The following is a 22,772-nucleotide window of genomic DNA, read 5'->3' on the forward strand; positions in this document are numbered from 1 at the left end:
TCATGGGTAAGATCAAGGTGGACAATCCGGTCGTCGAGCTCGACGGCGATGAGATGACACGGATCATCTGGCAGTTCATCAAGGAAAAGCTGATCCACCCCTATCTCGACATCGATCTGAAGTATTACGATCTCGGCATCGAGGCGCGTGACGCGACCGACGACCAGATCACCGTCGATGCTGCCGAAGCGATCAAAAAATATGGCGTTGGCGTGAAATGCGCCACCATCACGCCGGATGAGGCGCGCGTCGAGGAATTCGGCCTGAAGCGCATGTATCGCTCCCCCAACGGCACGATCCGCAATATTCTCGGCGGCGTGATCTTCCGCGAGCCGATCATCATGAAAAACGTTCCGCGCCTGGTTCCCGGCTGGACGCAGCCGATCATCGTGGGCCGCCACGCCTTTGGTGACCAGTACCGCGCCACCGACTTCAAATTCCCTGGCAAGGGCAAGCTCACGATCAAGTTCGTCGGCGAGGATGGCGAGACCATCGAGCACGAAGTGTTCGACGCCCCCTCCTCCGGCGTGGCCATGGCCATGTACAATCTCGACGATTCCATCCGCGATTTCGCCCGCGCTTCGATGAACTACGCGCTGATGCGCAAGGTGCCGTGCTACCTCTCCACCAAGAACACGATCATGAAAGCCTATGACGGGCGCTTCAAAGACATCTTCCAGGAGATCTACGAGACCGAATTCGAGCAAAAGTTCAAGGAAGCCAAGATCACCTATGAGCACCGTCTGATCGACGACATGGTCGCCTCGGCGCTCAAATGGTCGGGCGGTTATGTCTGGGCCTGTAAGAACTATGACGGCGACGTGCAGTCCGACACGGTGGCGCAGGGTTTTGGCTCGCTTGGCCTGATGACCTCGGTGCTGATGACGCCGGATGGCAAGACCGTGGAAGCGGAAGCCGCACACGGCACGGTGACACGCCACTACCGCCAGCACCAGAAGGGCGAGGAAACCTCGACCAACTCCATCGCCTCGATCTTCGCCTGGACCCGTGGCCTCGCCCACCGCGCCAAGCTGGACAACAACAAGGAACTGGCGAACTTTGCCCAGACGCTGGAACAGGTCTGTATCGACACGGTGGAATCCGGCCACATGACCAAGGATCTGGCACTGCTCATCGGCCCCGATCAGCCGTGGCTTTCCACCACCGGTTTCCTCGACAAGATCGACGAAAACCTGCAGAAGGCAATGGGATAAGCCCCACTCCTTACGCATAGCAGATGATCAGGCCGCGGTTTCGACCGCGGCTTTTTCGTTTGGCAGGAAAAAACGCGGGCCTCTATGAGCCCGCGCATAGTCGATCTTCCGTCCCGGGCGTTGCGCTCAGCCTTCCATCGCGGCCTTGACGGCGGCGATGGCCTCGGCCGCTCTGGAACCATCCGGGCCCCCGGCCTGTGCCATGTCGGGGCGGCCACCGCCGCCCTTGCCGCCGATGGCGGCGGAGGCAACACGGACAAGATCGACCGCGCTGAAGCGCTCGATCAGATCTTTCGTCACGCCAACCACGACGCTGGCCTTGCCTTCTTCCGAGGTCCCGACGAACACGGTGACGCCAGAGCCAAGCGAGGCCTTGCCATCATCGGCAAGCGGCTTCAGATCTTTTGGCGAAATGCCCTCGACCACGCGGCCCATGAAACCCACGCCAGCGACGGTTTCCCTGCCGCCCTCAGCGGCCCCGCCCCCGCCCAAGGCAAGCTTGCGGCGCGCTTCCGAGAGTTCGCGCTCAAGTCTGCGGCGTTCCTCAAGGACAGTCTCCAGGCGCGTGGCCACATCAGCGGGCGCGACCTTCAATGCGCCGGCAGCAAGTTTCAACTGCTGCTCCTGCTGGCCGAGATAATGTCGTGCGGCATCAGCCGTCAAAGCTTCGATGCGGCGCACGCCCGAGGCGACGGCACCTTCGGACACGATACGGATCAGGCCGATGTCGCCCGTGGCCTTCACATGCGTGCCTCCGCAAAGCTCCAGCGAGTAGGTCTTGCCGGCCCTGTCGCCCTCGCGCGCGGTACCCATGGACACAACGCGCACCTCGTCGCCGTATTTTTCACCGAACAGCGCCATGGCGCCAGCTTCGATCGCGTCGTCGACAGCCATCAGGTGCGTCTCGACAGGTGCATTCTGCAAAACGATGGAATTGGCCATATCCTCCACACGAGCGAGTTCATCGTCCGATATGGGTTTTGGATGCGAGAAGTCGAAGCGCAGGCGTTCCGGTGCAACGAGCGAGCCCTTCTGCGCCACATGGGTGCCAAGCACTTCACGCAACGCTTCGTGCAGGAGGTGCGTGGCGGAGTGGTTGGCACGGATGCGCGTGCGACGCGCGTGATCAACCTTCAACGCGACCACGTCGCCGTTCCTGACCCTGCCGCTCTCGACACGGCCAAAATGAACGAGAAGCCCGTCGCCCTTCTTCTGGGTGTCGGTAACGACAATTGAAAAGCCTTCTCCCGAGATAAGGCCGGTATCGCCCACCTGACCGCCGGATTCGCCATAGAACGGGGTCTGATTGGTGACGATAGCCACCTCGTCGCCCTCAGCGGCCTCGTCAACCATGGCGCCGTCGAGCACCAGAGCTGACACCACGCCTTCGGCGTCCTCGGTCTCATAGCCGAGAAAATCGCTGCCGCCTGTCCTGTCCTTGACCGCGAACCAGACGGCCTCGGTGGCCGCTTCGCCGGAGCCTGCCCAGTTCGCCCGCGCCTCGGCCTTTTGACGTTCCATTGCGTCATTGAAGCCGCCGAGATCCACATGGATGCCGCGCTGGCGCAGTGCATCCTGCGTCAGGTCGAGCGGGAAGCCATAGGTGTCGTACAGCCTGAACGCGGTTTCGCCGTCGAGAAGGTCGCCCTCTCCCATCTCGCTGGTGGCGTCGGACAGGAGCGTCAGGCCGCGCGCCAGCGTCTTGCGGAAACGGGTTTCCTCAAGCTTCAGCGTCTCGGTGATGAGCGCCTCACCGCGCACGAGTTCGGGATAGGCGCGGCCCATCTCACGCACGAGCGCGGGTACCAGGCGCCACATCAGCGGATCTTTCGCCCCCAGAAGCTGCGCGTGACGCATGGCGCGGCGCATGATGCGACGCAGCACGTAGCCGCGCCCCTCATTGGACGGCAGAACGCCATCGGCAATCAGGAAGCTCGACGCGCGCAGATGATCCGCAATGACCTTGTGGCTTGCATGCTGAGCGCCCTCGGCCCGTACGCCGGTTGCCTCCTCGGAGGCGTGGATGAGCGCGCGGAAAAGGTCAATGTCGTAATTGTCGTGAACACCCTGGAGAACAGCCGCCACGCGCTCCAGCCCCATGCCGGTGTCGATGGAGGGGCGCGGCAGGTTTACCCGCTCGTCCGGCGTGAGCTGCTCGAACTGCATGAAGACGAGATTCCAGATCTCGATGAAGCGGTCGCCATCTTCGTCAGGACTTCCGGGAGGGCCGCCGGGAATATGATCGCCGTGATCATAGAAGATTTCCGAACAAGGGCCACAGGGGCCGGTGTCGCCCATGGCCCAGAAATTGTCATTCGTGGCGATGCGGATGATGCGGTCGTCGGGCAGGCCGGCAATTTTCTTCCAGAAGCCCGCCGCCTCATCATCCGTATGGTACACCGTGACCAGGAGACGTTTGGGATCCAGCCCAAACTCTTTCGTCACGAGGTTCCACGCAAGCTCGATGGCGCGGTCCTTGAAGTAGTCGCCAAAGGAGAAATTGCCCATCATCTCGAAGAAGGTATGATGACGGGCCGTGTAGCCAACATTGTCGAGATCATTGTGCTTGCCGCCGGCGCGCACGCATTTCTGCGCCGTTACCGCCCGATCATAGGGTCTCGTCTCCAGGCCGGTGAAGACGTTCTTGAAGGGGACCATGCCGGCATTGGTGAACATAAGGGTCGGGTCATTGCGCGGCACGAGCGGGCCAGAGGCCACGATCTCATGTCCGTTTTTCTTAAAATAGTCGAGAAAGGTCGACCGGATGTCGTTGACGCCACTCATGATTCAGCCTTTGCGAGAAGCCCGCCCAGACAAGCGGGGAACAGAAGCCCGCCTTTTAACGTCAGCGTCCGGGCCTGTCCAGAAATCCCGTCAGGATACGATCATACAGGCAGGTTAAGCCGGCATAAAAAAACACCGCCAGCAGCTGGCGGTGTTCTGATGTCACCGGATTGGATCAGACCGGCTCCCCGGCGCTGACCGAACCCGCGAGAGTGAGGGCCCTATTCCTGAGCGTCCTGAGCGTCCTCAGCGTCCCCACCATCCTGGTCGCCCGGCCCCGTATCATCGAGGAATTTCTCGGCAATCAGGCCTGCATTCTGACGCAACGCCAGTTCGATCTCCTGCGCTGCCTCGGGATTGTCGCGCAGGAACTGCTTGGCGTTCTCGCGCCCCTGCCCCAGACGCTGGGAGTTGTAGGAAAACCAGGCACCTGATTTTTCAACGATGCCGGCCTTCACGCCGAGATCGATCAGTTCGCCCGTCTTGGACACGCCCTCACCATACATGATGTCGAACTCAACCTGCTTGAAGGGCGGCGCCATCTTGTTCTTCACGACCTTGATGCGGGTCTGGTTGCCCACCGTTTCGTCACGATCCTTGACGGAACCGATACGACGAATGTCGAGGCGCACCGAGGAATAGAATTTTAGCGCATTGCCGCCCGTGGTCGTCTCGGGAGAACCGAACATCACACCGATCTTCATGCGGATCTGATTGATGAAGATCACCATGGTCTTCGACCGGGAGATGGAGGCGGTAAGTTTGCGCAGCGCCTGGCTCATGAGACGGGCCTGCATGCCCGGCAGGGAATCGCCCATCTCACCTTCGATTTCGGCGCGCGGCGTAAGCGCGGCAACCGAATCGACCACAATCACATCCAGCGCACCGGAGCGCACGAGTGTGTCGCAGATCTCAAGCGCCTGCTCACCCGTGTCGGGCTGAGAGATCAGGAGATTCTCGAGATCGACGCCCAGCTTGCGGGCATAGACAGGATCGAGTGCATGCTCGGCATCGATGAAGCCGCAAATCCCGCCCTTCTTCTGGGCCTCGGCAACCGTGTGAAGCGCCAAGGTCGTCTTGCCTGAGCTTTCAGGACCGTAAATCTCGACAATGCGGCCGCGCGGCAGTCCGCCGATGCCCAGGGCAATATCGAGGCCCAGCGACCCGGTGGAGATGGTCTCGATCTCGACCACCTGATCATTGGCGCCAAGCCGCATGATCGATCCCTTGCCGAAGGCACGTTCGATCTGCGATAGCGCTGCATCCAGAGCCTTGGTTTTGTCCACCGAATTATCCTCTACAAGCCGCAATGAATTCTGAGCCATGATACAACACCCCTTCGAGGTCAATGGAGGCGGTTCCGCCAAATCCGCGATAGCCATCTGTACCCTTTTTGTTCTATTTTTGCAATAGGCAGTAGAGCATTGAAAAAACAGCATAAATGCATTTTGTTCTATTTTTGTACGCCTGAATTCACAATCTGTGCCCGCTCTCGGGGCTCAGATGCCCGGGCAGAGAGCGGGGGGATATCACCGCGCCAGGCGATTCGGGAAGCGGCCCGATGAACGTGACCAGCCCACCTCGACTCTTTGCTGTCGGCGGCGCCCATATGGACCGTCGCGGACGTCTCGATGCGGCACACATTCCCGCCACTTCCAACCCCGGACGCATGCGCGAAGAGGTCGGCGGAGGAATTTTCAATGCTGCGTGCATGGCTACCCGGCGCGGTGTGTCCGTATCGCTCCTTTCACTGCGAGGCGGGGATGCAGCGGGCGAAGCCGTGGCGCGCGCGGTGGAGGAAGCCGGTATCGAAGATCTCTCGGCGACCTTTCTCGACCGGGTGACACCAAGCTACACTGCTATTCTTGATCATGACGGCGAGCTTATCACCGGTCTTGCGGATATGGCACTTTATGATGTTGCGTTCGCCAAGCAGATGAGCCGCTCGAAAACGCGGGACGCTGCGGCTGGGTCCGATGCCATACTCTGCGATGCCAACCTGCCCCCGGAGGCACTGGCGCAGCTCGCATCTATCCGCGGAGCCGCGCCTCTTTACGCGATCGCCGTCTCACCAGCAAAGGCCAGGCGGCTGATACCCGTTTTTTCCGGACTCTCCGTGCTTTTCATGAATGCGCGTGAGGCGCGCAGTCTTGCCGGGCTTCAGTCCGCAGCTTCGATCCCGCTGGCGGTGCAAGCGCTGCGTGATCTCGGCCTGCGCGCCGCCGTCATCACCGAGGGCAGCGCCGCCGTGACGGTATTCACGCCCGAAAACCAGTGGCAGATCGAACCGCCACGGTTGGATGCCCTCGTAGATGTGACCGGCGCCGGCGACGCGCTGGCTGGTGCAACCGTTGCAGCCCTGATCCGTGGCCTGTCCATTCAGGAGGCCGCGCGCGAAGGCGTGGCCGCCTCTGGACTTGCTGTTGGCTCCGCCTCGGCAGCGCCCGAATTCGATAATAGCGCCTTCGATGCGGCGCTCGCGCGGGTGCCCGCCCCGCGACCTGTCTGATAAAGGAGTTTTCCCGTGCGTTCCAACAACATTATCGATGTCCATGCGCCGGTCGCCGAAGCCCTTGCCGAAGGCAAGCCGGTGGTGGCACTGGAGAGCACCATCATCACCCATGGCATGCCCTGGCCGCGCAACAACGAGATGGCCGGAGACGTGGAGGCACTGATCCGCGAGGAAGGCGCCGTCCCCGCCACCATTGCAGTGGTCGACGGACGGCTGAAGATTGGTCTGTCGGATCAGGAACGCGAAGCCCTGGCGCAGGCGACGGATCCGATGAAGCTGTCGCGCGCAGATCTGGCCTTTGCCATTGCCGAGGGGAAAAGCGGCGGCACGACCGTGGCCGCGACAATGATCGCCGCGCACATGGCTGGCATACATGTTTTCGCCACGGGCGGCATCGGCGGTGTTCACAAGGGAGCTGAGACGAGCTTCGACATTTCGGCCGATCTCGACGAATTGTCTCGGACACCCGTTATCGTCGTCTCTGCAGGGCCGAAGGCGATACTGGATACCGAGAAGACGCTGGAAGTGCTGGAAACCCGGGGCGTTCCCGTAATCGCCTTTGGTACCGACACAATGCCAGCCTTCTGGTCGCGCCAATCCCCCTATCCCGCACCGCTACGCCTCGACACGGCCGAAGCCATCGCGCGTTTTCAGGCGACCCGCGCGGCGCTCGGGATCGACGGCGGCATGCTGATCGCCAATCCGGTTGCCGCGGAAGACGAGATCGCTGCCGATGTGATGTCCGGTCATATTCTGACGGCACAGCGCGAAGCGAACGAAAAAGGTATATCGGGCAAGGATGTGACGCCATTCCTTCTGGCCCGGATTCTGGAACTGACGGGCGGCGCGAGCCTCGTTACCAATATTGCGTTGGTAAAAAACAATGCGCGGCTCGCGGCGCGCATCGCCACGGCGATGGCCGCCGGATAGCATTTCCCAAAACGGAAAAGCCGCTAGCTGGTGCCGGCGGCTTTTCTGTCTTGCATATAGCGTGAGGGATCAGGCGCCGGTGAGCGGCGACAGGCGAATCTCCACGCGGCGGTTCTGTGCGCGGCCTTCCGGCGTCGCGTTGGAGGCAATCGGCTGAGCCTCGCCCTGGCCGATAATCGCAAAACGCTGGCTGCTCGCGCCTTGACCAATAAGGTAATTGGCAACGGCCCCGGCGCGGCGCTGTGAGAGCTCCAGATTGTAATTTGCATCGCCCGTGGAGTCGGTATGACCAAAGACGTCCACCAGCGTGCGATTGTATTTCTGAAGAACCAGAGCGACGGAATTCAGGGTGGAATAGAAGGCCGGCTGAATGTTGGCCGAGTCGGTTGCGAAGGTGATGTTGGAAGGCATGTTGAGGATGATGTAGTCGCCCTGGCGGGTGACACTCACGCCGGTACCCTGCAACTGGCCACGCAACTGCGCTTCCTGCTGGTCCATGTAGGAGCCGACCGCGCCACCGGCCAGTGCGCCGATGCCTGCGCCGATCAGCGCGTTGCGACGATCATCGCCACCGGCCAGAAGTCCAACGCCTGCACCCGCCAGCGCACCAAGCGCAGCCCCGCCGGCCGTGTTGGAGATCTTCTGCTGACCGGTGTAGGGATCCGTGCTGGTCACGCAGCCGGCAGAAAAGCCTGCCACGAGCGCAACCGCGATGGATTTCTTCAACATAGTCCGTATCCTCACTTTTCAATATCTGCGACTGGAATCGCGCGCAAATCGCCCCTTAAGCCCCCGTGTATCACAAATCGGGCGAAATTCGGCGCGGTTTTCGTCAAACTATATGCGAAGTTTAGAAAAATGCATCCCGTCGCGGACGTGTGCATCAATCGTTTCTGTAGAGCAGCCAGTTCTTCATGAACTTGCCCCTGGGAATGCTGGAGAACAGGGTAACGCGGTTGCGCCCGTCCACCTTGGACGCATAAAGCGCCTGGTCCGTCTTGGCGTAGAGTTCATCGGCATTGGCAGCATCGGTTGCCATGCATACGCCAAGCGATATACGAATGGGCCCGCACTTGCGAGCGCCGGATCCTACAACGAATTCGGCCTTTTCGACGGCGAGGCGCATCGTTTCCGCAAGTTTCACGGTCGCCTCCTCAGTGAGACCTTCCACGATGATGGCGAACTCCTCTCCACCCGTTCTCGCGACAAAACAGTCGTCTACGCACTGGGTCTTGAGAATCTGGGCGACGCCCTGCAGGATCTTGTCGCCAACGGGATGACCGTATTGATCGTTGATCGCCTTGAAACCGTCGATATCTGCAAGGATCAGCGCGTTGAACATGACAGAGCGCTGTTCGTCGAAGATGCCGGCCATGCGCTTGTCAAAGGCCCGGCGGTTCCAGATCCTCGTCAAGGGATCGGTATCGGCAAGGCGTTTGTACCTCTGGAGCTGCGTGCGCATTGCTTCAAGCTCGCTGGATTTTTCTTCCATGGCCTGCGTGATCTGACGCCCCTGGGCGATCGTCGTCTCCGTGGCAGCAGCCATGATGCCCACGATCTTGCGCATGAGATCGTGGGTAATGGCGCTGCGGCCGTTGAGCCCGTTGGAGGTCTGATCAAGGATCACACCGAACTTTTCCAGCGAACTGCGCTCGCGGCCAAGCAGCGACAGAATTTCCTGCGCTCGCGTGGCGATCTGCTCCTGCGCATCCTCGACGATGGCTTGCCGGTTGTTCTGCGTGAAGTATTTGAGAGCCAGCTTGTCCAGGGCTTCCTGGGTCGGGCGGCCGTTCAACGCTTCGAAATCGCGCACAAGATCGCGGTTCGAACCGGTAAAGACCTCGTAAAAAATCTCGTAATTGCGCGGCAGACCGGTCACCCCCATGCGGCGCATGGAGCCTGCAATCATGCCGGCAATGTCGGTGGGCCCCTTCTCCGGGGCGCCTGAAGTCTGCAACATGCGCCGTCCACCTTCCCCCAAAGGCATGACCGTCAGACACCACGCAAGAGTGGAGCCGATGACAACCGTGAGTACCCTATTTTACATCAGCTAACGCAGGGTTAACCTGCTGCGTCCCGAGAGGTTCAAACCGGGTCCCACACGGGCGAGAAGTCGTAGTCGCAGATGCGAACCCCTCGGTGCTGCAAGGCGGAGATAGAGCGCATTTCCTCAGCACCTAGCGAAAAATCGAATATGTCTGCGTTCTCGGCCAAACGCGCTGGATTGCTGGTCCGTGGAATGGCGATCACGCCTTCCTGCTGCACATGCCAGCGCAACACGATCTGCGCCGGTGTCTTGCCATAGCGTTCAGCCGGACCTGCCACCTCCGGTTGCGAGAACAGATCACCGCCCCGCGCCAGTGGGCAATAGGAGACCATTGCCATACCTGCGTCGCGGCACGCGGCATATACCCGGTCCTGCTTCAAAAAAGGATGATACTCAACCTGATTTGCAACGAGGGGGGCTTCGGAAAGGCGAACCGCCTCGGCCAGAAGATCTGTCGGAAAGTTGGACACGCCAATATGGCGCGCGGCTCCGCTCGCCCTCACGCGGTTCAGGGCCTTCATGCTTTCAGTGAGGTCTACATCCGGGTTCGGCCAGTGGATCAACAGAAGGTCGACATGGTCAAAGCCCAGCCGCGACAAGCTCGCCTCTGCGGAACGCTCAAGGTCACCAGCCGCGATGTCGGTCCACCAGACCTTGGTGGTCAGGAAAACATCGTCCCGCTTCACTCCCGAGGCACGAATGCCCTGGCCAACGGCTTCCTCGTTGTCATAGGCGGCAGCGGTATCGATATGGCGGTATCCAACCTTCAACGCATGCGAAACGAGCTCCGTGCAGGCCTGCCCCTTCAAAGTCCAGGTTCCCATTCCCAGGACCGGGATGGATGCACCGTTCGTCTCAACTGTCTGCATTGAAAACCTCTCCGTCTTTCGGCCACTTTTAGCGCCGACTAATATAATCACAACATAAAACAATGATTATACCGGGGCGATTACACGATGCGGCACCAAGCGGCCGGCAAATCACGCATCGAAGCCATTGATATCGCGCGCGGCGGCGCACTCATCGCCATGGCAGTCTATCATTTCAGCTGGGACCTTGAGTTCTTCGGCTATATGGACGCTGGCACCACGATCTCCGGTGGATGGCGTCTTTTTGCACGTGCCATCGCATCCTCCTTCCTGTTTCTGGTTGGCGCCAGCCTGTTTTTAGCTCATCAGAAACGTATCCGCTGGGCGGGCTTCCTGAAACGCCTGGCCATGATCACCGTGGCTGCGACCGCAATCTCGGTCGCGACCTGGTTCGCTCTGCCGCAGGGCTTTATCTTTTTCGGGATCCTGCATCACATTGCGGTGGCAAGCCTGCTAGGTCTCGCCTTTCTGAGCTTTCCGGCCTGGCTTCTTTTGGGGCTCGCCGCCGGGTTTTTCGCTGCACCGCATGTGTTTAGCGCGCCATTGTTCGATACACCGGCTCTTTGGTGGGTCGGACTTTCCACGTTTCGTCCCCCGTCAAATGACTATGTCCCGCTGGTTCCCTGGTTCGGAGCCGTCATTGCCGGCATCGCCGCCGCCCGCATTGCAAAAGAGACAGGTTTTCTTCACGCGATTGCCCTTCTGAAGCCGGGGAACTGGCTGGCCCCCGTCGCCTTTGCGGGTCGCCATAGCCTCGCCTTCTATCTTCTCCACCAGCCAGTTCTCATTGCATGCGTCTGGGTGTTGGCCCAGGTCTGGCCGCCGGCAGTCGTGCCTGCCGATATCCGCTTTACACAAGAATGTACGCGCCAATGCGGGGAAGCGCGCGATGCAGGCTTTTGTGCAACCTATTGCGCGTGCTTCACCAACACACTGGAAACCGAGAATCGTCTTGACCTGGTCATGTCGGGCAAGCCGGGAAAAGAGATGCAAAGCCGCTTGAGCCAAATCGCAACCGAATGCACTATGCGTGCAGAAGCGGGGAGCGATTTCACGCAGCGGGACCTTACGAATGAACGACCCTGAACGGCAACCGGCTCGATTTCCATGGCCACCTGTCATCTATCTGGCGGCAATTGCCATCGCCGCAACGCTGGGCGTGTTCTATCCGCCGGGATGGTTCGGCCCGCCGCTTGCAGACATACTTTTTGCCATAGGCTGCCTGCTCATCGTCGGATTCGTGATACTCGACGTGCAGGCCATGCGGACGCTCCGCAGGGCGGGAACGGCCATCCTGCCCACGCGCGGCGCAGATGCACTGGTCACGAGCGGGCCATTCGCGATCAGCCGAAATCCTATCTATCTCGGCAATTCAATGCTTCTTGCAGGGATCGCCCTGGTATCGGGCAATCCATGGTTTCTCCTGCTTCTCGCCATCGCCTGCTTCCTGACGCAAAAGCTCGCGATCGAGCCTGAAGAGCGCCATCTCGCAGTGCGATTTGGCAAAAAATATCGGGATTATCAGAAACGTGTACGCCGCTGGTTCTAAGCGGTCGCATCACAATCAGGTTGTCACACCAAGTTCCGCCAGGCGCTCCACGCAGGCTTCTTCCGCGCGCGCCAATTCTTCAAGTGTGTCTTCGAGATCCCGGCGCTTCTGGCGCAAATCCTGCTGCTTTTCAGAAATCCGGGCGAGCATGAGCTTCAGCTGCCCGATCTCTCCAGGTGGCGCCTTGTAAACCTCTATGATCTCGCGAATCTCGGCAATCGAAAAACCAATACTGCGTCCTCGCAAAATCTGCCGCACGAGGTGCCGGTCGGACGGCCGGTAAAGCCGCGTGCGACCGCGGCGAACGGGCTTGATCAACCCTTCATCCTCGTAAAAGCGCAGCGTCCGTGTGGAAATCCCGAACTCACGCGTCAGCTCGGTGATGGAGTAGTAATCGCGCATTGCGCCCTGCCCTTTTATGACGGCTCCCCTGACGCCCATGCCGGACGTTGCCCCAATGGTGAGTGCCGCATTATTCTTTTTCCGGATGATGCGGCAGGCTGTAACCTGCCGATGCCCGCCCCGCTTTATCTCCAAACTGGAGCATTTGTTTAGCGAGGAAAAACAAAGTCGCACGGTTCTTACGTAAAAGTCAATTTCCTGAACCTTATGTGTGGGAACCCCGGGAAAGAGCGCGCTCGATACATCGACGCGCACCGGCTGCCGGTTCGCCAAGGCGGACAATTGAGGCCGGATAACGCGGCGGACGAGTCCGTTGGCGGAACCGATGAATACAATTTCGGGAGCGGATGGGACAGCCGGCTTGCGCATATAGTGTGGGAAACCAGACAGTGAGCCGCCCCATCGTTCGTATGGACAGACGCCGAAGCGGGCGTGGCCCTACGGCACATTTTATCGCTGAGCTATGAAAGCAGGCCAGTTCGCGCAGATTGAGCAGGCGCGGGCAGAATGCTCTCGGACAAGGATCAACCAGCTTGCAACAGCGCCACGCCCATAGCGCCAGCGATGCGATGATCGACGGTTCCTATGCCTGGTTCCGTATGACGATTGCATTGCTTCTGGGCACATTCGGCACGGTGGGGCTGTGGGCGTTCGTGGTCGTTCTGCCACCCATCCAGGCAGAGTTTGGTGTCGATCGGGCGGCCGCCTCCCTGCCCTATACGAGCTCGATGATCGGCTTTGCACTCGGCAACGTGCTCATCGGGCGGTTTGCAGATCGAATTGGTGTGGCGCTGCCCGTGGCCATCGCGGGGGCCGTGCTTGGCGCAGGCTTTGTCGCCTCCAGCTTCACAACCGCACTCTGGCAGTTCGTCATTCTGCAGGGGCTGATCGGGCTTGGTGGATCGGCCTGTTTTGGCCCGCTTCTGGCCGACATCTCCCACTGGTTCGAAAAGCGGCGAGGAATCGCCGTGGCGGCAGTGGCCTGCGGCAATTATCTTTCGGGCGTGCTTTGGCCGACCGTCATCAAATTTGCGCTGGAACACACAAGCTGGCGGGTGACCTTTCTTGGCATCGGCATTTTTTGCATCGCCAGTATCGTGCCGCTGGCCATGCTCATGCGGGCCAGACCCGATGTGAATCAGGCTGACGACATCGCAGCCGCCCATTTACGGCGTCCCGGTGGACGAAAACCGATCGACCTTTCACCCCGAATGCTGCAAACGCTTCTGGTGCTTGCCGGGCTGGGCTGTTGCGTCGCCATGTCGATGCCGCAGGTTCACATCGTCGCCTATTGCATCGACCTGGGCTTCGATATCGCGCGCGGCGCGGAGATGCTGTCTCTCATGCTGGGCGCGGGCATCGCCAGCAGACTGGTCTCAGGTCTGCTCGCCGACCGTATCGGCGGTGTGCCGACACTGTTGATCGGGTCGGTTCTGCAATGCCTCTCGCTGTTCCTCTACATTCCCTTCAACGGGCTCGCCTCGCTTTACATGGTTTCGTTCATCTTCGGTCTGTCGCAAGGTGGCATCGTGCCCAGCTACGCGATCATCGTGCGTGAGTATCTGCCGGCGCGTGAAGCGGGTCAGCGCATGGGCGTCGTGATCATGGCCACCATTATAGGCATGGCACTTGGGGGATGGATGTCGGGCTGGATTTATGACCTGACAGGCTCTTATCAGGCCGCTTTCCTTAACGGGATCGCCTGGAACCTCGGCAATATGGCCATCGCCATTTTCATTCTCTACCGCGCGCGCCGCTCGGCAACGCCCCTGCCCGCCTGAACTAATGAACTATATCCCAAACCACCAGGTGGCGAGGCCGAGGAAAGCGAGGAAGCCGACCACATCAGTGACTGCGGTGACGAAAACCGCCGATGCCACCGCCGGGTCAGCGCCAACGCGATCAAGCAGGAGCGGAATGAGGATGCCGCCAAGGGCAGCGACGAACATGTTGATTATCATCGCCGCAGCAATGATGCCGCCCAGATTGTAGTCCTGGAACCAAGCGGCCGCGACCACGCCGATCAGCGTTGCGAAAACGACACCGTTCAGGAGGCCGACCCCCATTTCACGACGGATGATGCGGCCGGCATTGTAAATGTCGATGTCGCGGGTGGCGAGCGCGCGCACCGTGACGGTCATGGTTTGTGACCCGGCATTCCCACCCATGCCAGCGACGATCGGCATCAGGATCGCGAGCGCGACGACTTTCTCGATCGTGTCATCGAAGAGGCCGATTACGGAAGCTGCCAGGAATGCGGTGATCAGATTGACCATAAGCCAGGGTACGCGTGAGCGCGCAGCGGTCCAGACACGGTCGGAAAGCTCTTCGTCGCCGACGCCGCCGAGGCGCAAAAGGTCTTCCTCCGCTTCCTGCTGGATAACGTCGACCACGTCGTCAATAGTGAGCACACCGACCAGGCGTTCGTTCTCGTCAACAACCGCAGCCGACAGGAGATCGTATTTCTCAAAGATCTGCGCCGCTTCTTCCTGGTCCATCGTGGCCGGGATGGCGTGGCGCGTCTCGCGCATTATATCCTCGATTTTCACGCCACGTTTCGTGCGCAGGATGCGATCGAGGTCGACCGCGCCCACGAGCCGGAATGTGGGATCGATGACAAAAATCTGCGCGAAGCTTTCCGGGAGGTTCTGCTCCTCCCGCATATAATCGATGGTCTGGCCAACGGTCCAGAACGGCGGCACAGCGACAAACTCCGTCTGCATGCGCCGGCCGGCGGTCTCCTCCGGGTAGCCCAGGGAACGGCGCAGGCGCACGCGCTCCGTGAAGGGAAGCTCGGCCAGAATCTCATCCTGGTCCTGCTGGTCGAGGTCCTCCAGAATATAAACGGCGTCGTCCGAATCCAGCTGCTCAACGGCGCGCGCCACTTGTTGATTGGGCAGGTTTTCCAGAATTTCGAGACGGATTGCCTCGTCCACCTCGGTCAGCGCGGTGTAATCGAAATCATCTCCCATAAGCACGACAAGCGCGAGGCGCTGGTCGGGAAGAAGAGCTTCGAGAAGATCGCCGACTTCGGACTGATGAAGCGCACCGATCTCCTGACGGAGGGTAATGGTGTCCCGGTCGGCAATCGCTGCACCGATATGGGCCAGAAAGGGTGCTGCCACCACACCATCCGCATCATAGATGCCCATTGCCTCCGCGCCTTCGGCGCCGGCGTCTTCGTTCAGTCCTTCGGGTTCGCTCAAATGGACCTCCCTGGTGGGATGTGGGCTCTGCGAATGGGCGCAGTCTTCTTTCGGCAATACAGATGCGTGTGCCACACGGCAACCGGGGCACCATGCTTTCCGCCGTAGATTTTTGGCTGTGGCCGGGCCTTCCCGCGCGGCAGGAACACATCTCCCCCTCGAACGTTAATGCGTTGCGGCATAAGCTGGTTCCAGCCCGAGCAGGTTTTGCCGATCCGAGCCACCAAATGGAACAAAACGATGCCGCTTCTTCGCACCCTCCCCTTTTTCCTTGTTCTCGTGGTCGGTGGCGGCCTTGCCGTCGGATATCTGACTGCACCCGGAACCTGGTATGAGGGGCTTGAAAAACCGGTGTTCAATCCGCCAAACTGGATATTCGGCCCAGTATGGGCTGTGCTTTATGTGCTGATTGCCGTGGCCGGGGCACGCATATGGCTGCGCGAACGCCGGAGCAATGCAATGCACCTGTGGTGGATGCAGCTTGTTCTCAACTTCGCCTGGTCACCCACTTTCTTTTCGCTCCACATGATCGGCCCCGCGCTCGTGATCATCCTGCTTCTTGCGGCCACGGTTATCGGCTTTATCATCGCGAGCTGGCGTGTCGACCGGCCTTCGGCCCTTATGTTCCTGCCCTATGCGGCGTGGGTCTTGTTCGCCGGTTTGCTGAACGGAGCAATTCTCACCCTGAACTAGGAAGGGATGCGCCCCTGTCCGGGCGCTCCAGAGCGACCTGAATGAGCACCATGAAAGTCCATTTCAATCGCATGGTCCTGGCAGCCTTCGCAGCGGCAATGCTGACGAGCACTCTGGCGCGCGCGGACGACGGGCCCGAGAGTGAAGCGGCACAGGCGCGGCAGGTTCGGATCCAGCGTGAACTGGAACGCAGCCGCGATATGCTGGAAGACCAGCACCAGGAATGGATGCGCAGTCAGCGGGACATCCCGCGTCTGACGACGCCCGGCCCGCTTGATCTCAATGTGCCGATCTACACATCGCCAGCCCGGCTTCAGTAAACGCCCATGGCGGCACCGCTCGTCATCACACCAAAAAAGACCGCGCGCCAGACGAGGCACGCGGTCCAAATGTGCTGGAAAACCTCAAGCAATGAGGCCCTGAAGGCAATCGGATTTATTCGGCTGCCTTGCGGGCCGCATCGAGCCAACCGTCAACGGTATCGCGGTTATCGGAAATCCAGTCAGAAGCCTGCTTCTTGATGTCTTCCGGCTTGTCAGCGCCATCGTTCATCGCCGCGTTCTGGGCAAAAATGTCCTCGAGCGGGATCGAAGCCGACTTGAGCAGCGTTGCAACAGCCGGGTTTTCCTCGAGGAACCCGGAATTGGCAACCGGCACGATGTCATTGGCCTCAAAGCCCATGACGCAAGGATCGGCAACACAGCCATCGATCCCGGCTGCGGCATTCTCCTCCGTGGCCTCTTCCGGAACCTGAATCCAGACAACATCCTCGCCGATCTTCAGCTCGTTGACCGTCCAGTTGGGGGTCCAGGTGTAGAAGAGGATGGGTTCGCCGCTCTCATAGGCCGCGACGGCATCCGCCATGGAGGCAGAGTAGCTCGCCTTGATCTCGTTGATGTGATCCTTGAGCTCGTATTTTGTCAGGTGATCCTCGATCGCCACCTCACAGCCCCAGCCGGGCGGGCAAGCCACGAGATCCGCCTTGCCATCTCCATCACGGTCAAAGGCTTCCTTCACCTCGTCCCGCTTGAAGTCGTCAAGCGACTTGATCTCGAACTTCTCAGCCGACGCCTTGTCGATGAGGTAGCCCTGAAGCGCGCCGCCGGTCGCAACCGCGCCGACGATCTCCGCCGTGGCCTCGAAAGCCGGACGATAGGTGTCGTGAATCGGGAACCAGCCGTTCACCCAAAGGTCGACATCGCCATACCCGACCGCCTGATAGAAAGGCGGATTATCGAGCGTGGTCGGACCTTCGACCGTGTAGCCGAGCTCTTCAAACATCTGCTTGTAGATTTCAGCGTGGAACCAGCCTGTGTCCCAGGTGGCCTGCGCCATCTTGATCGTTTTACCGGCACCGGGGCCGTCCTGCGCCATCGCCGGCATGGCGATGGAGCCAAGCAGCGCCAGGGCTGCGATTGCGGGAATGCTTCTCTTAAGACCAGTCATAACAAGCAGTCTCCATAAATTCGTGTTCGACAATTGTGGCAGGGCAGAGCCGCTGCCGTGAATGCGGAACGCCAGATCGCGCTCCGCGAGACGGGCGGTGCCCTATGCGGCCTTGCCCGCTTTTTCTTCGTCACCCGGCTTACCGAGCGCAAACACTGAGCGCAGGGTCTGCCAGAGCGAAGGCGTGTGCACGGCTTTCTTTTCGCCGAGCGATTGGGTGATGCGATCAAGGATAATCGCCAGAAGCACGATGCCGATGCCGCCTGCGGTCGCTGCCCCCACATTGAGGCGACCGAGGCCGGTATAGACTGTAAGGCCGAGCCCGCCAGCGCCGATCAGTGCTGCAATGACCACCATCGACAGAGCCAGCATCAGGGTCTGGTTGAGACCCGCCATGATGGTGCGTAGTGCCAGTGGAAACTGCACCTCCCACAACATCTGCCAGCGCGTGGAGCCGAAGGCCTCCGCCGCTTCGATCAGATCGCCGCGCACATTGCGGATTCCCAGATTGGTGAGGCGAATGATCGGCGGAAGAGCAAAGATGATCGTGGCGATGATGCCCGGCACCATGCCTACACCGAACAGCATCACGATAGGCACCAGATAAACGAAGGACGGGATCGTCTGCATGATGTCCAGAATCGGCCGTACAACGAAGAGCACACGGTCGCTGCGGGCACTCCAGATGCCGAGTGGGATGCCGATCATGGCGCAGAACAGCACCGAGGTGATGATCATGGACAGGGTGGTCATGGTCTCCGACCAGAGGCCGATCATGTCTATGAAGGCGAGGGCAACAAGCGTGAAAATGGCAACCCCGCGGCCCGCCGTACGCCAGGCTATCAGCGTGAGGCCTGCTGTGAACACCAGCATGGGCAGCCAGTGAAAGAATGCATCAAGCCAGCCGAGAACAGCCGTGATCGGTGTCTGCATAGCGCGGAAGAAGGGGCGGAAATTCGGTACCAGAAAGTCACGAACGAAACTGTTGACCCAGTCGTCGAGCGGTATCTGAACGAGATCGGCAGGGCTGATCATTGGCGTTCTCCTTTCTGTGCGGCGCCGGCGTCGGCTTCATCCGTGGTGGAGACCACCTCCTCGCTTTCCTCGCCTGAAAGCTGAGAAAACACCGCCTGCGGTTCGATGACCCCGGCAAGACGGCCACGCTTATCGGCAACGGCTATGGGATAACCGGCGCTTGCAGCACCATAAAGCTCGTTGAGCGGCGTATCGCGCGAAACCGTGGGGACTTCCGTCACGAGCACTTCCGAAAGGTCCGTGCGGCCTTCTTCCCGGGCAGCGACCGCCAGTTCCTGATAGGTGACAAGACCGGCGATCCGGTCGTCCTCGACGACGTAGAGGGCGTTGCGATTGTGCTCCTCCATAAGGTCGAGCGCCTTTTCCGCTGCGTTCTTTTCACCCAGCTCAACGGTGATCGGGCGTTCGGCGACATGCGCGGCATCGAAAACACGGCCGCGGTCAATATCTCCGACGAAGGCGGCGACATAGTCGTCGGCTGGATTGTCGACGATCTCCTGCGCCGTGCCGACCTGAACAAAGCGGCCGTCCTTCATGATGGCGATCTTGTCGCCCAGCAGCAGCGCCTCATTGAGATCGTGGGTGATGAAGATGATGGTCTTCTTGAGCTTCTTCTGAAGATGAAGAAGTTCCTCCTGCATTTCGCGGCGGATAAGAGGATCGAGCGCGCCGAAAGGCTCATCCATCAGGAGAATTTGCGGATCGGTGGCAAGCCCACGGGCAAGACCCACGCGCTGTTGCATACCACCGGACAGTTCGTCCGGGTAGCTGTCGGCATAAGCAGCAAGACCGACCTGTTCCAGCGCGGCCAGAGCCTTTGCGCGGCGTGGTGTGGCTCCCTCTCCCTTGATTTTCAGACCATAGGCGGCGTTCTCGGCGACGGTCTTGTGGGGAAAGAGTGCGAAATGCTGGAACACCATGGTGATCTTCTCACGCCGCACCTTGCGCAGGCGCTCGGCAGAGCAGCTCGCCACATCGTCTTCGTCAATCAGGATTTTACCATAGGTGGGAGGGATCAAGCCATTCAGGGTTCTGACAAGCGTGGACTTCCCGGAGCCCGAAAGGCCCATAACCACGAAAATCTCGCCTTCGCGGACATCAAAACTGACGTCCTGAACGCCGACGGTCTGCCCTGTTTCCTCAAAAATCTCGATCTTGGTCTTATTCTGCTTCAGACCTTCGAGCGCCTGTTCTGGATGATCTCCAAATATCTTATAAACATTCTCGACCCGTAGCTTGGGTTTCATGATTCCTCTTGGCTGATTATTTTATGGAAAATGAAATACAGGTCGGACACCTGTAAAATATTTCACACACGCCTGCATTCTGTAGTCGCCGTTCGAGACTTCATTCTGCCTAGGGCGTCATGTGAAAATACCATACATGGGCACTGACATAACGCGCGTTATTTCGAATCGCAACAGTCAGTGAAAATTAATTCAGCATTCAATATAGCTGATCCCCAGCCTGGCGGCTTGCGGGGGTCCGTCCGCAAGAAGCGTTTCTTTCGACGAAATGACCTGCTAGTGGTAAGCCTGCGGGTGGGCGTCCATGACGCCATCAAGTGCATTTTAGAGGGACGAAGAATGAACGACCGCTACGACGCCTATGCTGCTGCAACCATCGTAACGTTCGGAGCCATCGTGATCGGCGGCCTGATGGCTGCTGCGCTCTCTTTCGGAGAGCGGGATGCGTTCTTCTTCGCGCTCGGAGCAGGCACCTCGGCATGGGGAGCGGGGTATGCGATGTTCCTCGATAAGGCGCGGGTGTTTGTCGGCCTCACGGCGTTGGCCGTGGCGATGTCAATCGCGGCAGCCATTCTGCTGGGCTTCTGAAGCCGGGAATGTGAAAAAGGGGCAGGTTGCCCTGCCCCTTCGACCAATCGGGCCTCACATGGCGGTCAGGCGGCTTCGGCACTCACCTTTCCTGTCCAGGCGGTGCGGTCGATATCCAGATCCGGGAATTTCTCGGGGTCGAGAACCGGTCGCTCGACACCTGCCTTCAGCTGCTCTCTGAAGTCTTTCAGTATCCTCAGGCCTGTGGGCAGAAGCATCATGATGGCGATGAGATTGACGAGCGCCAGGATGCCCATCATCGGGTCAGAGAAGAAGAACACCGCGGTCGCGCCGGGCGCCACCGCGCCCAGAAAAACGATCCCCATCACGATCAAGCGTAATGCGTTGATGGCCGCGGGGTGTTCGCTGATCACCGTCAGCGCGTTCTCTCCCAGATAGTAATTGTAGATGATCGAGCTGAAGGCAAAAAGCAGAAGGATGAAGGTCAGGAAGTACTGGGTCCATTCGCCAAGGTGAGAAACAAGCGATTGCTGAGTGAGGACAACACCGTCAATAGCCTCAGAACCCGGCGTGTATACATCGCCCAATAAAATGACGAAGGCGGTGCAGCTGCAGATTACCATTGTGTCGATGAATACGGAGAACGACTGGGTGATGCCCTGACTGATCGGATGGCGCACATCCGCCGTAGCCGCCACGTTTGGCGCCGAACCAAGACCAGCCTCATTGGAGAAGAGACCGCGCCGCAGACCCTGTGCAAGCGCGGCGCCCATGCCGCCACCGACAGCCTGTTCCAGACCGAACGCATTCATGACGATGGAGTAGAGAACACCGGGTAGTTCGGTGATGTTTAAAAGGATAATAATCACCGCCATCAGCAGATAGGCGATCGCCATGACGGGAACCACCACGTCGGCGGCCCTGGCAATGCGGCGGATACCGCCGAAGACAATGAAGCCGGCGATCACGGTCAGAAGGATGCCCGACCACATCCGGTCGATCCCCAGGCTTTCCTGCGCCGCGCCTGCGACGGTGTTTCCCTGGAATGCATTGAATCCTATGGCGAATGCCGCGATCAGACAGATCGCATAAAGCACTGCGAGCCACTTATATTCCTCACCGAGACCATGAATGATGGACCGGGCCGGACCGCCGCGAAACGTGCCGTCCGGTTCGCGGCGCTTGTAGAGCTGCGCCAGGGAGCATTCGATCAGACTGGTCGCCATGCCCACCAGAGCAATCGCCCACATCCAGAACACCGCACCTGGCCCACCGAGCGTGATGGCCACGGCCACGCCCGCGATATTGCCGCCACCGACCCGCCCGCCAACGGAAACGAGAAGCGCCGCTCGCGCGGAGATCGCATTGGGGTCTCCGCTTTGATTTTTGGAAGAGAGGACGCGGAACATGCGCCTGAAGAACTGAAGTTGAACAAACCCGGTCAACGCGGTGATGAATATACCTAAGACGACAAGGATGGGGATCAGGGACCACCCCCAGGTTAAGTCTCCGATAACGCCGAATAAGCTCTCGATGAATGTCACTGTCGCACCCTCGCTTTTCGCTAATGCACTTTCCGGCCTCTCGGCCCATGCGGCAGAATAGCCCACAATCAAAAGCAGCACACCCAAAGAAACACACGTCCACAAGCAGACTGGTGCTCTGGGGCAGGAGTGGATCAATCTTGTCTTCACCCTGTCTGGGTTCCGGCAACCTGACGGCTTTAACACTTTCCTAACGCTCGCCTACAGCAACTGGGACTACCTCAATCAGCGTACTCGTCCCATTGGCCGGGTTGTGGTATCCCACCAGCACAATCAACTTGCCTATCGATCTGAACTTAACGACAGTTCCCGGGGGGAAAGCATGTCGCTCGCATTTGAGACCTGCGCACCGGTCGACTTTGTCGTCGAGGCGCAGACCTGCCGAGACGCGATAGAGCCGGCACTAAGGCGCATTGTGACGTCCGCACGGGAGCGCGGGTGGAGCCACCAACAGGTTCACCTCGCGCTCATCGAAATCGCGATCGCATCCATCAAGACTGAAAAGCTCGACATTGCCACGCTCGCACGCATGCGTCGCGCCGCGTGGTGCGCCACGGCAACGGATTGATCCACTTCCCGCCCCGCAATCTTCCAGGAGGCTTGCGTGCGCGCCGCCTTCGCGATTTGGGAAGGCGCGAGAACAGGTGTATGCCTGTGTCACCGATCAGGATGCCTCAAAATGCGTTCCTGCCCCGAAAACGACGCAGCCGCGTCGATTGTACGGTGGCGTGACAGGCGTGAAAGG

Annotated in this window: 21 protein-coding genes; 10 read left to right on the forward strand and 11 right to left on the reverse strand. The window is 59.8% G+C overall.

What is annotated here, in order from left to right; all coding sequences use genetic code 11:
* The first annotated feature begins 2 nt into the window (after nt 1-2).
* Nucleotides 3-1,214 carry an NADP-dependent isocitrate dehydrogenase gene (locus tag P2W41_RS11450; protein ID WP_404933205.1) on the forward strand — a complete coding sequence of 404 codons (1,212 nt, stop codon included), beginning with the start codon at nt 3-5 and terminating at the stop codon, nt 1,212-1,214.
* Between the two features lie 126 nt (nt 1,215-1,340).
* Here P2W41_RS11450 and alaS read toward each other — a convergent pair whose 3' ends face one another.
* Nucleotides 1,341-3,998, reverse strand: a complete 2,658-nt coding sequence (alaS, locus tag P2W41_RS11455) for an alanine--tRNA ligase (protein WP_404933206.1) — start codon at nt 3,996-3,998, stop codon at nt 1,341-1,343.
* Between the two features lie 221 nt (nt 3,999-4,219).
* A complete protein-coding gene (gene recA / locus P2W41_RS11460; RefSeq protein ID WP_292895085.1) occupies nt 4,220-5,323 on the reverse strand; it encodes a recombinase RecA in 1,104 nt (367 codons plus the stop codon).
* A gap of 236 nt (nt 5,324-5,559) precedes the next feature.
* Between recA and P2W41_RS11465 the strand changes: the two genes are divergently transcribed.
* Both P2W41_RS11465 and P2W41_RS11470 read left to right on the forward strand, forming a co-directional pair.
* The gene (locus P2W41_RS11465) at nt 5,560-6,507 is read left to right on the forward strand and encodes a carbohydrate kinase family protein (RefSeq protein WP_404933207.1); all 948 of its coding nucleotides are present in this window, start codon (nt 5,560-5,562) and stop codon (nt 6,505-6,507) included.
* 15 nt (nt 6,508-6,522) lie between these two features.
* Entirely contained in the window at nt 6,523-7,440 is a 918-nt protein-coding gene (locus P2W41_RS11470; protein ID WP_292895079.1) for a pseudouridine-5'-phosphate glycosidase, read from the forward strand.
* 69 nt (nt 7,441-7,509) lie between these two features.
* Here the strand turns inward: P2W41_RS11470 and P2W41_RS11475 are convergent, their stop codons facing one another.
* The 3 genes from P2W41_RS11475 to P2W41_RS11485 form a co-directional block, all read right to left on the reverse strand.
* Nucleotides 7,510-8,169 (reverse strand): OmpA family protein, encoded by a 660-nt coding sequence (locus P2W41_RS11475; protein ID WP_007009806.1) that lies wholly within the window; start codon nt 8,167-8,169, stop codon nt 7,510-7,512.
* Nucleotides 8,170-8,323: 154 nt separating this feature from the next.
* Entirely contained in the window at nt 8,324-9,400 is a 1,077-nt protein-coding gene (locus P2W41_RS11480) for a GGDEF domain-containing protein (protein WP_292895069.1), read from the reverse strand.
* Nucleotides 9,401-9,525: 125 nt separating this feature from the next.
* Entirely contained in the window at nt 9,526-10,356 is an 831-nt protein-coding gene (locus tag P2W41_RS11485; protein WP_404933208.1) for an aldo/keto reductase, read from the reverse strand.
* An 87-nt stretch (nt 10,357-10,443) separates the two neighbouring features.
* Here P2W41_RS11485 and P2W41_RS11490 point away from each other — a divergent pair, with 87 nt between their 5' ends.
* Complete coding sequence (locus P2W41_RS11490; protein ID WP_404933209.1) at nt 10,444-11,442, forward strand: DUF1624 domain-containing protein; 999 nt, start codon at nt 10,444-10,446, stop codon at nt 11,440-11,442.
* On the forward strand, nt 11,429-11,905 hold the full coding sequence (locus tag P2W41_RS11495; protein WP_404933210.1) for a methyltransferase family protein: 477 nt from the start codon (nt 11,429-11,431) through the stop codon (nt 11,903-11,905). The genes P2W41_RS11490 and P2W41_RS11495 overlap by 14 nt, the downstream gene beginning before the upstream one ends.
* 15 nt (nt 11,906-11,920) lie before the next feature.
* Here P2W41_RS11495 and P2W41_RS11500 read toward each other — a convergent pair whose 3' ends face one another.
* On the reverse strand, nt 11,921-12,307 hold the full coding sequence (locus tag P2W41_RS11500; protein WP_223022609.1) for a MerR family DNA-binding transcriptional regulator: 387 nt from the start codon (nt 12,305-12,307) through the stop codon (nt 11,921-11,923).
* A 569-nt stretch (nt 12,308-12,876) separates the two neighbouring features.
* On the opposite strand from P2W41_RS11500, the gene P2W41_RS11505 reads away from it, so the two are divergent.
* Entirely contained in the window at nt 12,877-14,088 is a 1,212-nt protein-coding gene (locus P2W41_RS11505; protein WP_292900128.1) for an MFS transporter, read from the forward strand.
* Nucleotides 14,089-14,097: 9 nt separating this feature from the next.
* Here the strand turns inward: P2W41_RS11505 and mgtE are convergent, their stop codons facing one another.
* Complete coding sequence (mgtE, locus tag P2W41_RS11510) at nt 14,098-15,513, reverse strand: magnesium transporter (RefSeq protein ID WP_404933211.1); 1,416 nt, start codon at nt 15,511-15,513, stop codon at nt 14,098-14,100.
* Nucleotides 15,514-15,753: 240 nt separating this feature from the next.
* On the opposite strand from mgtE, the gene P2W41_RS11515 reads away from it, so the two are divergent.
* A complete protein-coding gene (locus P2W41_RS11515; protein ID WP_404933212.1) occupies nt 15,754-16,206 on the forward strand; it encodes a TspO/MBR family protein in 453 nt (150 codons plus the stop codon).
* 41 nt (nt 16,207-16,247) lie between these two features.
* A complete protein-coding gene (locus P2W41_RS11520) occupies nt 16,248-16,526 on the forward strand; it encodes a hypothetical protein (RefSeq protein WP_404933213.1) in 279 nt (92 codons plus the stop codon).
* 115 nt (nt 16,527-16,641) lie between these two features.
* On the opposite strand, the gene proX is transcribed toward P2W41_RS11520, so the two are convergent.
* The 3 genes from proX to P2W41_RS11535 form a co-directional block, all read right to left on the reverse strand.
* Nucleotides 16,642-17,652, reverse strand: coding sequence for a glycine betaine/L-proline ABC transporter substrate-binding protein ProX (gene proX / locus P2W41_RS11525; protein WP_292895055.1), 1,011 nt, complete (start codon nt 17,650-17,652; stop codon nt 16,642-16,644).
* A 102-nt stretch (nt 17,653-17,754) separates the two neighbouring features.
* Nucleotides 17,755-18,687, reverse strand: coding sequence for an ABC transporter permease (locus P2W41_RS11530; protein WP_404933214.1), 933 nt, complete (start codon nt 18,685-18,687; stop codon nt 17,755-17,757).
* Nucleotides 18,684-19,934, reverse strand: coding sequence for a glycine betaine/L-proline ABC transporter ATP-binding protein (locus tag P2W41_RS11535; RefSeq protein WP_292895049.1), 1,251 nt, complete (start codon nt 19,932-19,934; stop codon nt 18,684-18,686). Before P2W41_RS11535 ends, P2W41_RS11530 begins: the two co-directional genes overlap by 4 nt.
* 339 nt (nt 19,935-20,273) lie before the next feature.
* Here P2W41_RS11535 and P2W41_RS11540 point away from each other — a divergent pair, with 339 nt between their 5' ends.
* On the forward strand, nt 20,274-20,522 hold the full coding sequence (locus P2W41_RS11540; RefSeq protein ID WP_229447108.1) for a hypothetical protein: 249 nt from the start codon (nt 20,274-20,276) through the stop codon (nt 20,520-20,522).
* A 65-nt stretch (nt 20,523-20,587) separates the two neighbouring features.
* Here the strand turns inward: P2W41_RS11540 and P2W41_RS11545 are convergent, their stop codons facing one another.
* On the reverse strand, nt 20,588-22,027 hold the full coding sequence (locus P2W41_RS11545; protein WP_292895042.1) for a sodium:alanine symporter family protein: 1,440 nt from the start codon (nt 22,025-22,027) through the stop codon (nt 20,588-20,590).
* 322 nt (nt 22,028-22,349) lie between these two features.
* Here P2W41_RS11545 and P2W41_RS11550 point away from each other — a divergent pair, with 322 nt between their 5' ends.
* Nucleotides 22,350-22,595 carry a hypothetical protein gene (locus P2W41_RS11550; protein WP_292895039.1) on the forward strand — a complete coding sequence of 82 codons (246 nt, stop codon included), beginning with the start codon at nt 22,350-22,352 and terminating at the stop codon, nt 22,593-22,595.
* Nucleotides 22,596-22,772: the final 177 nt, after the last annotated feature.

Origin of the sequence: Nitratireductor sp. L15S-10 (assembly GCF_045011005.1) — a bacterium.
In the GTDB taxonomy this organism is placed as follows: domain Bacteria; phylum Pseudomonadota; class Alphaproteobacteria; order Rhizobiales; family Rhizobiaceae; genus Nitratireductor.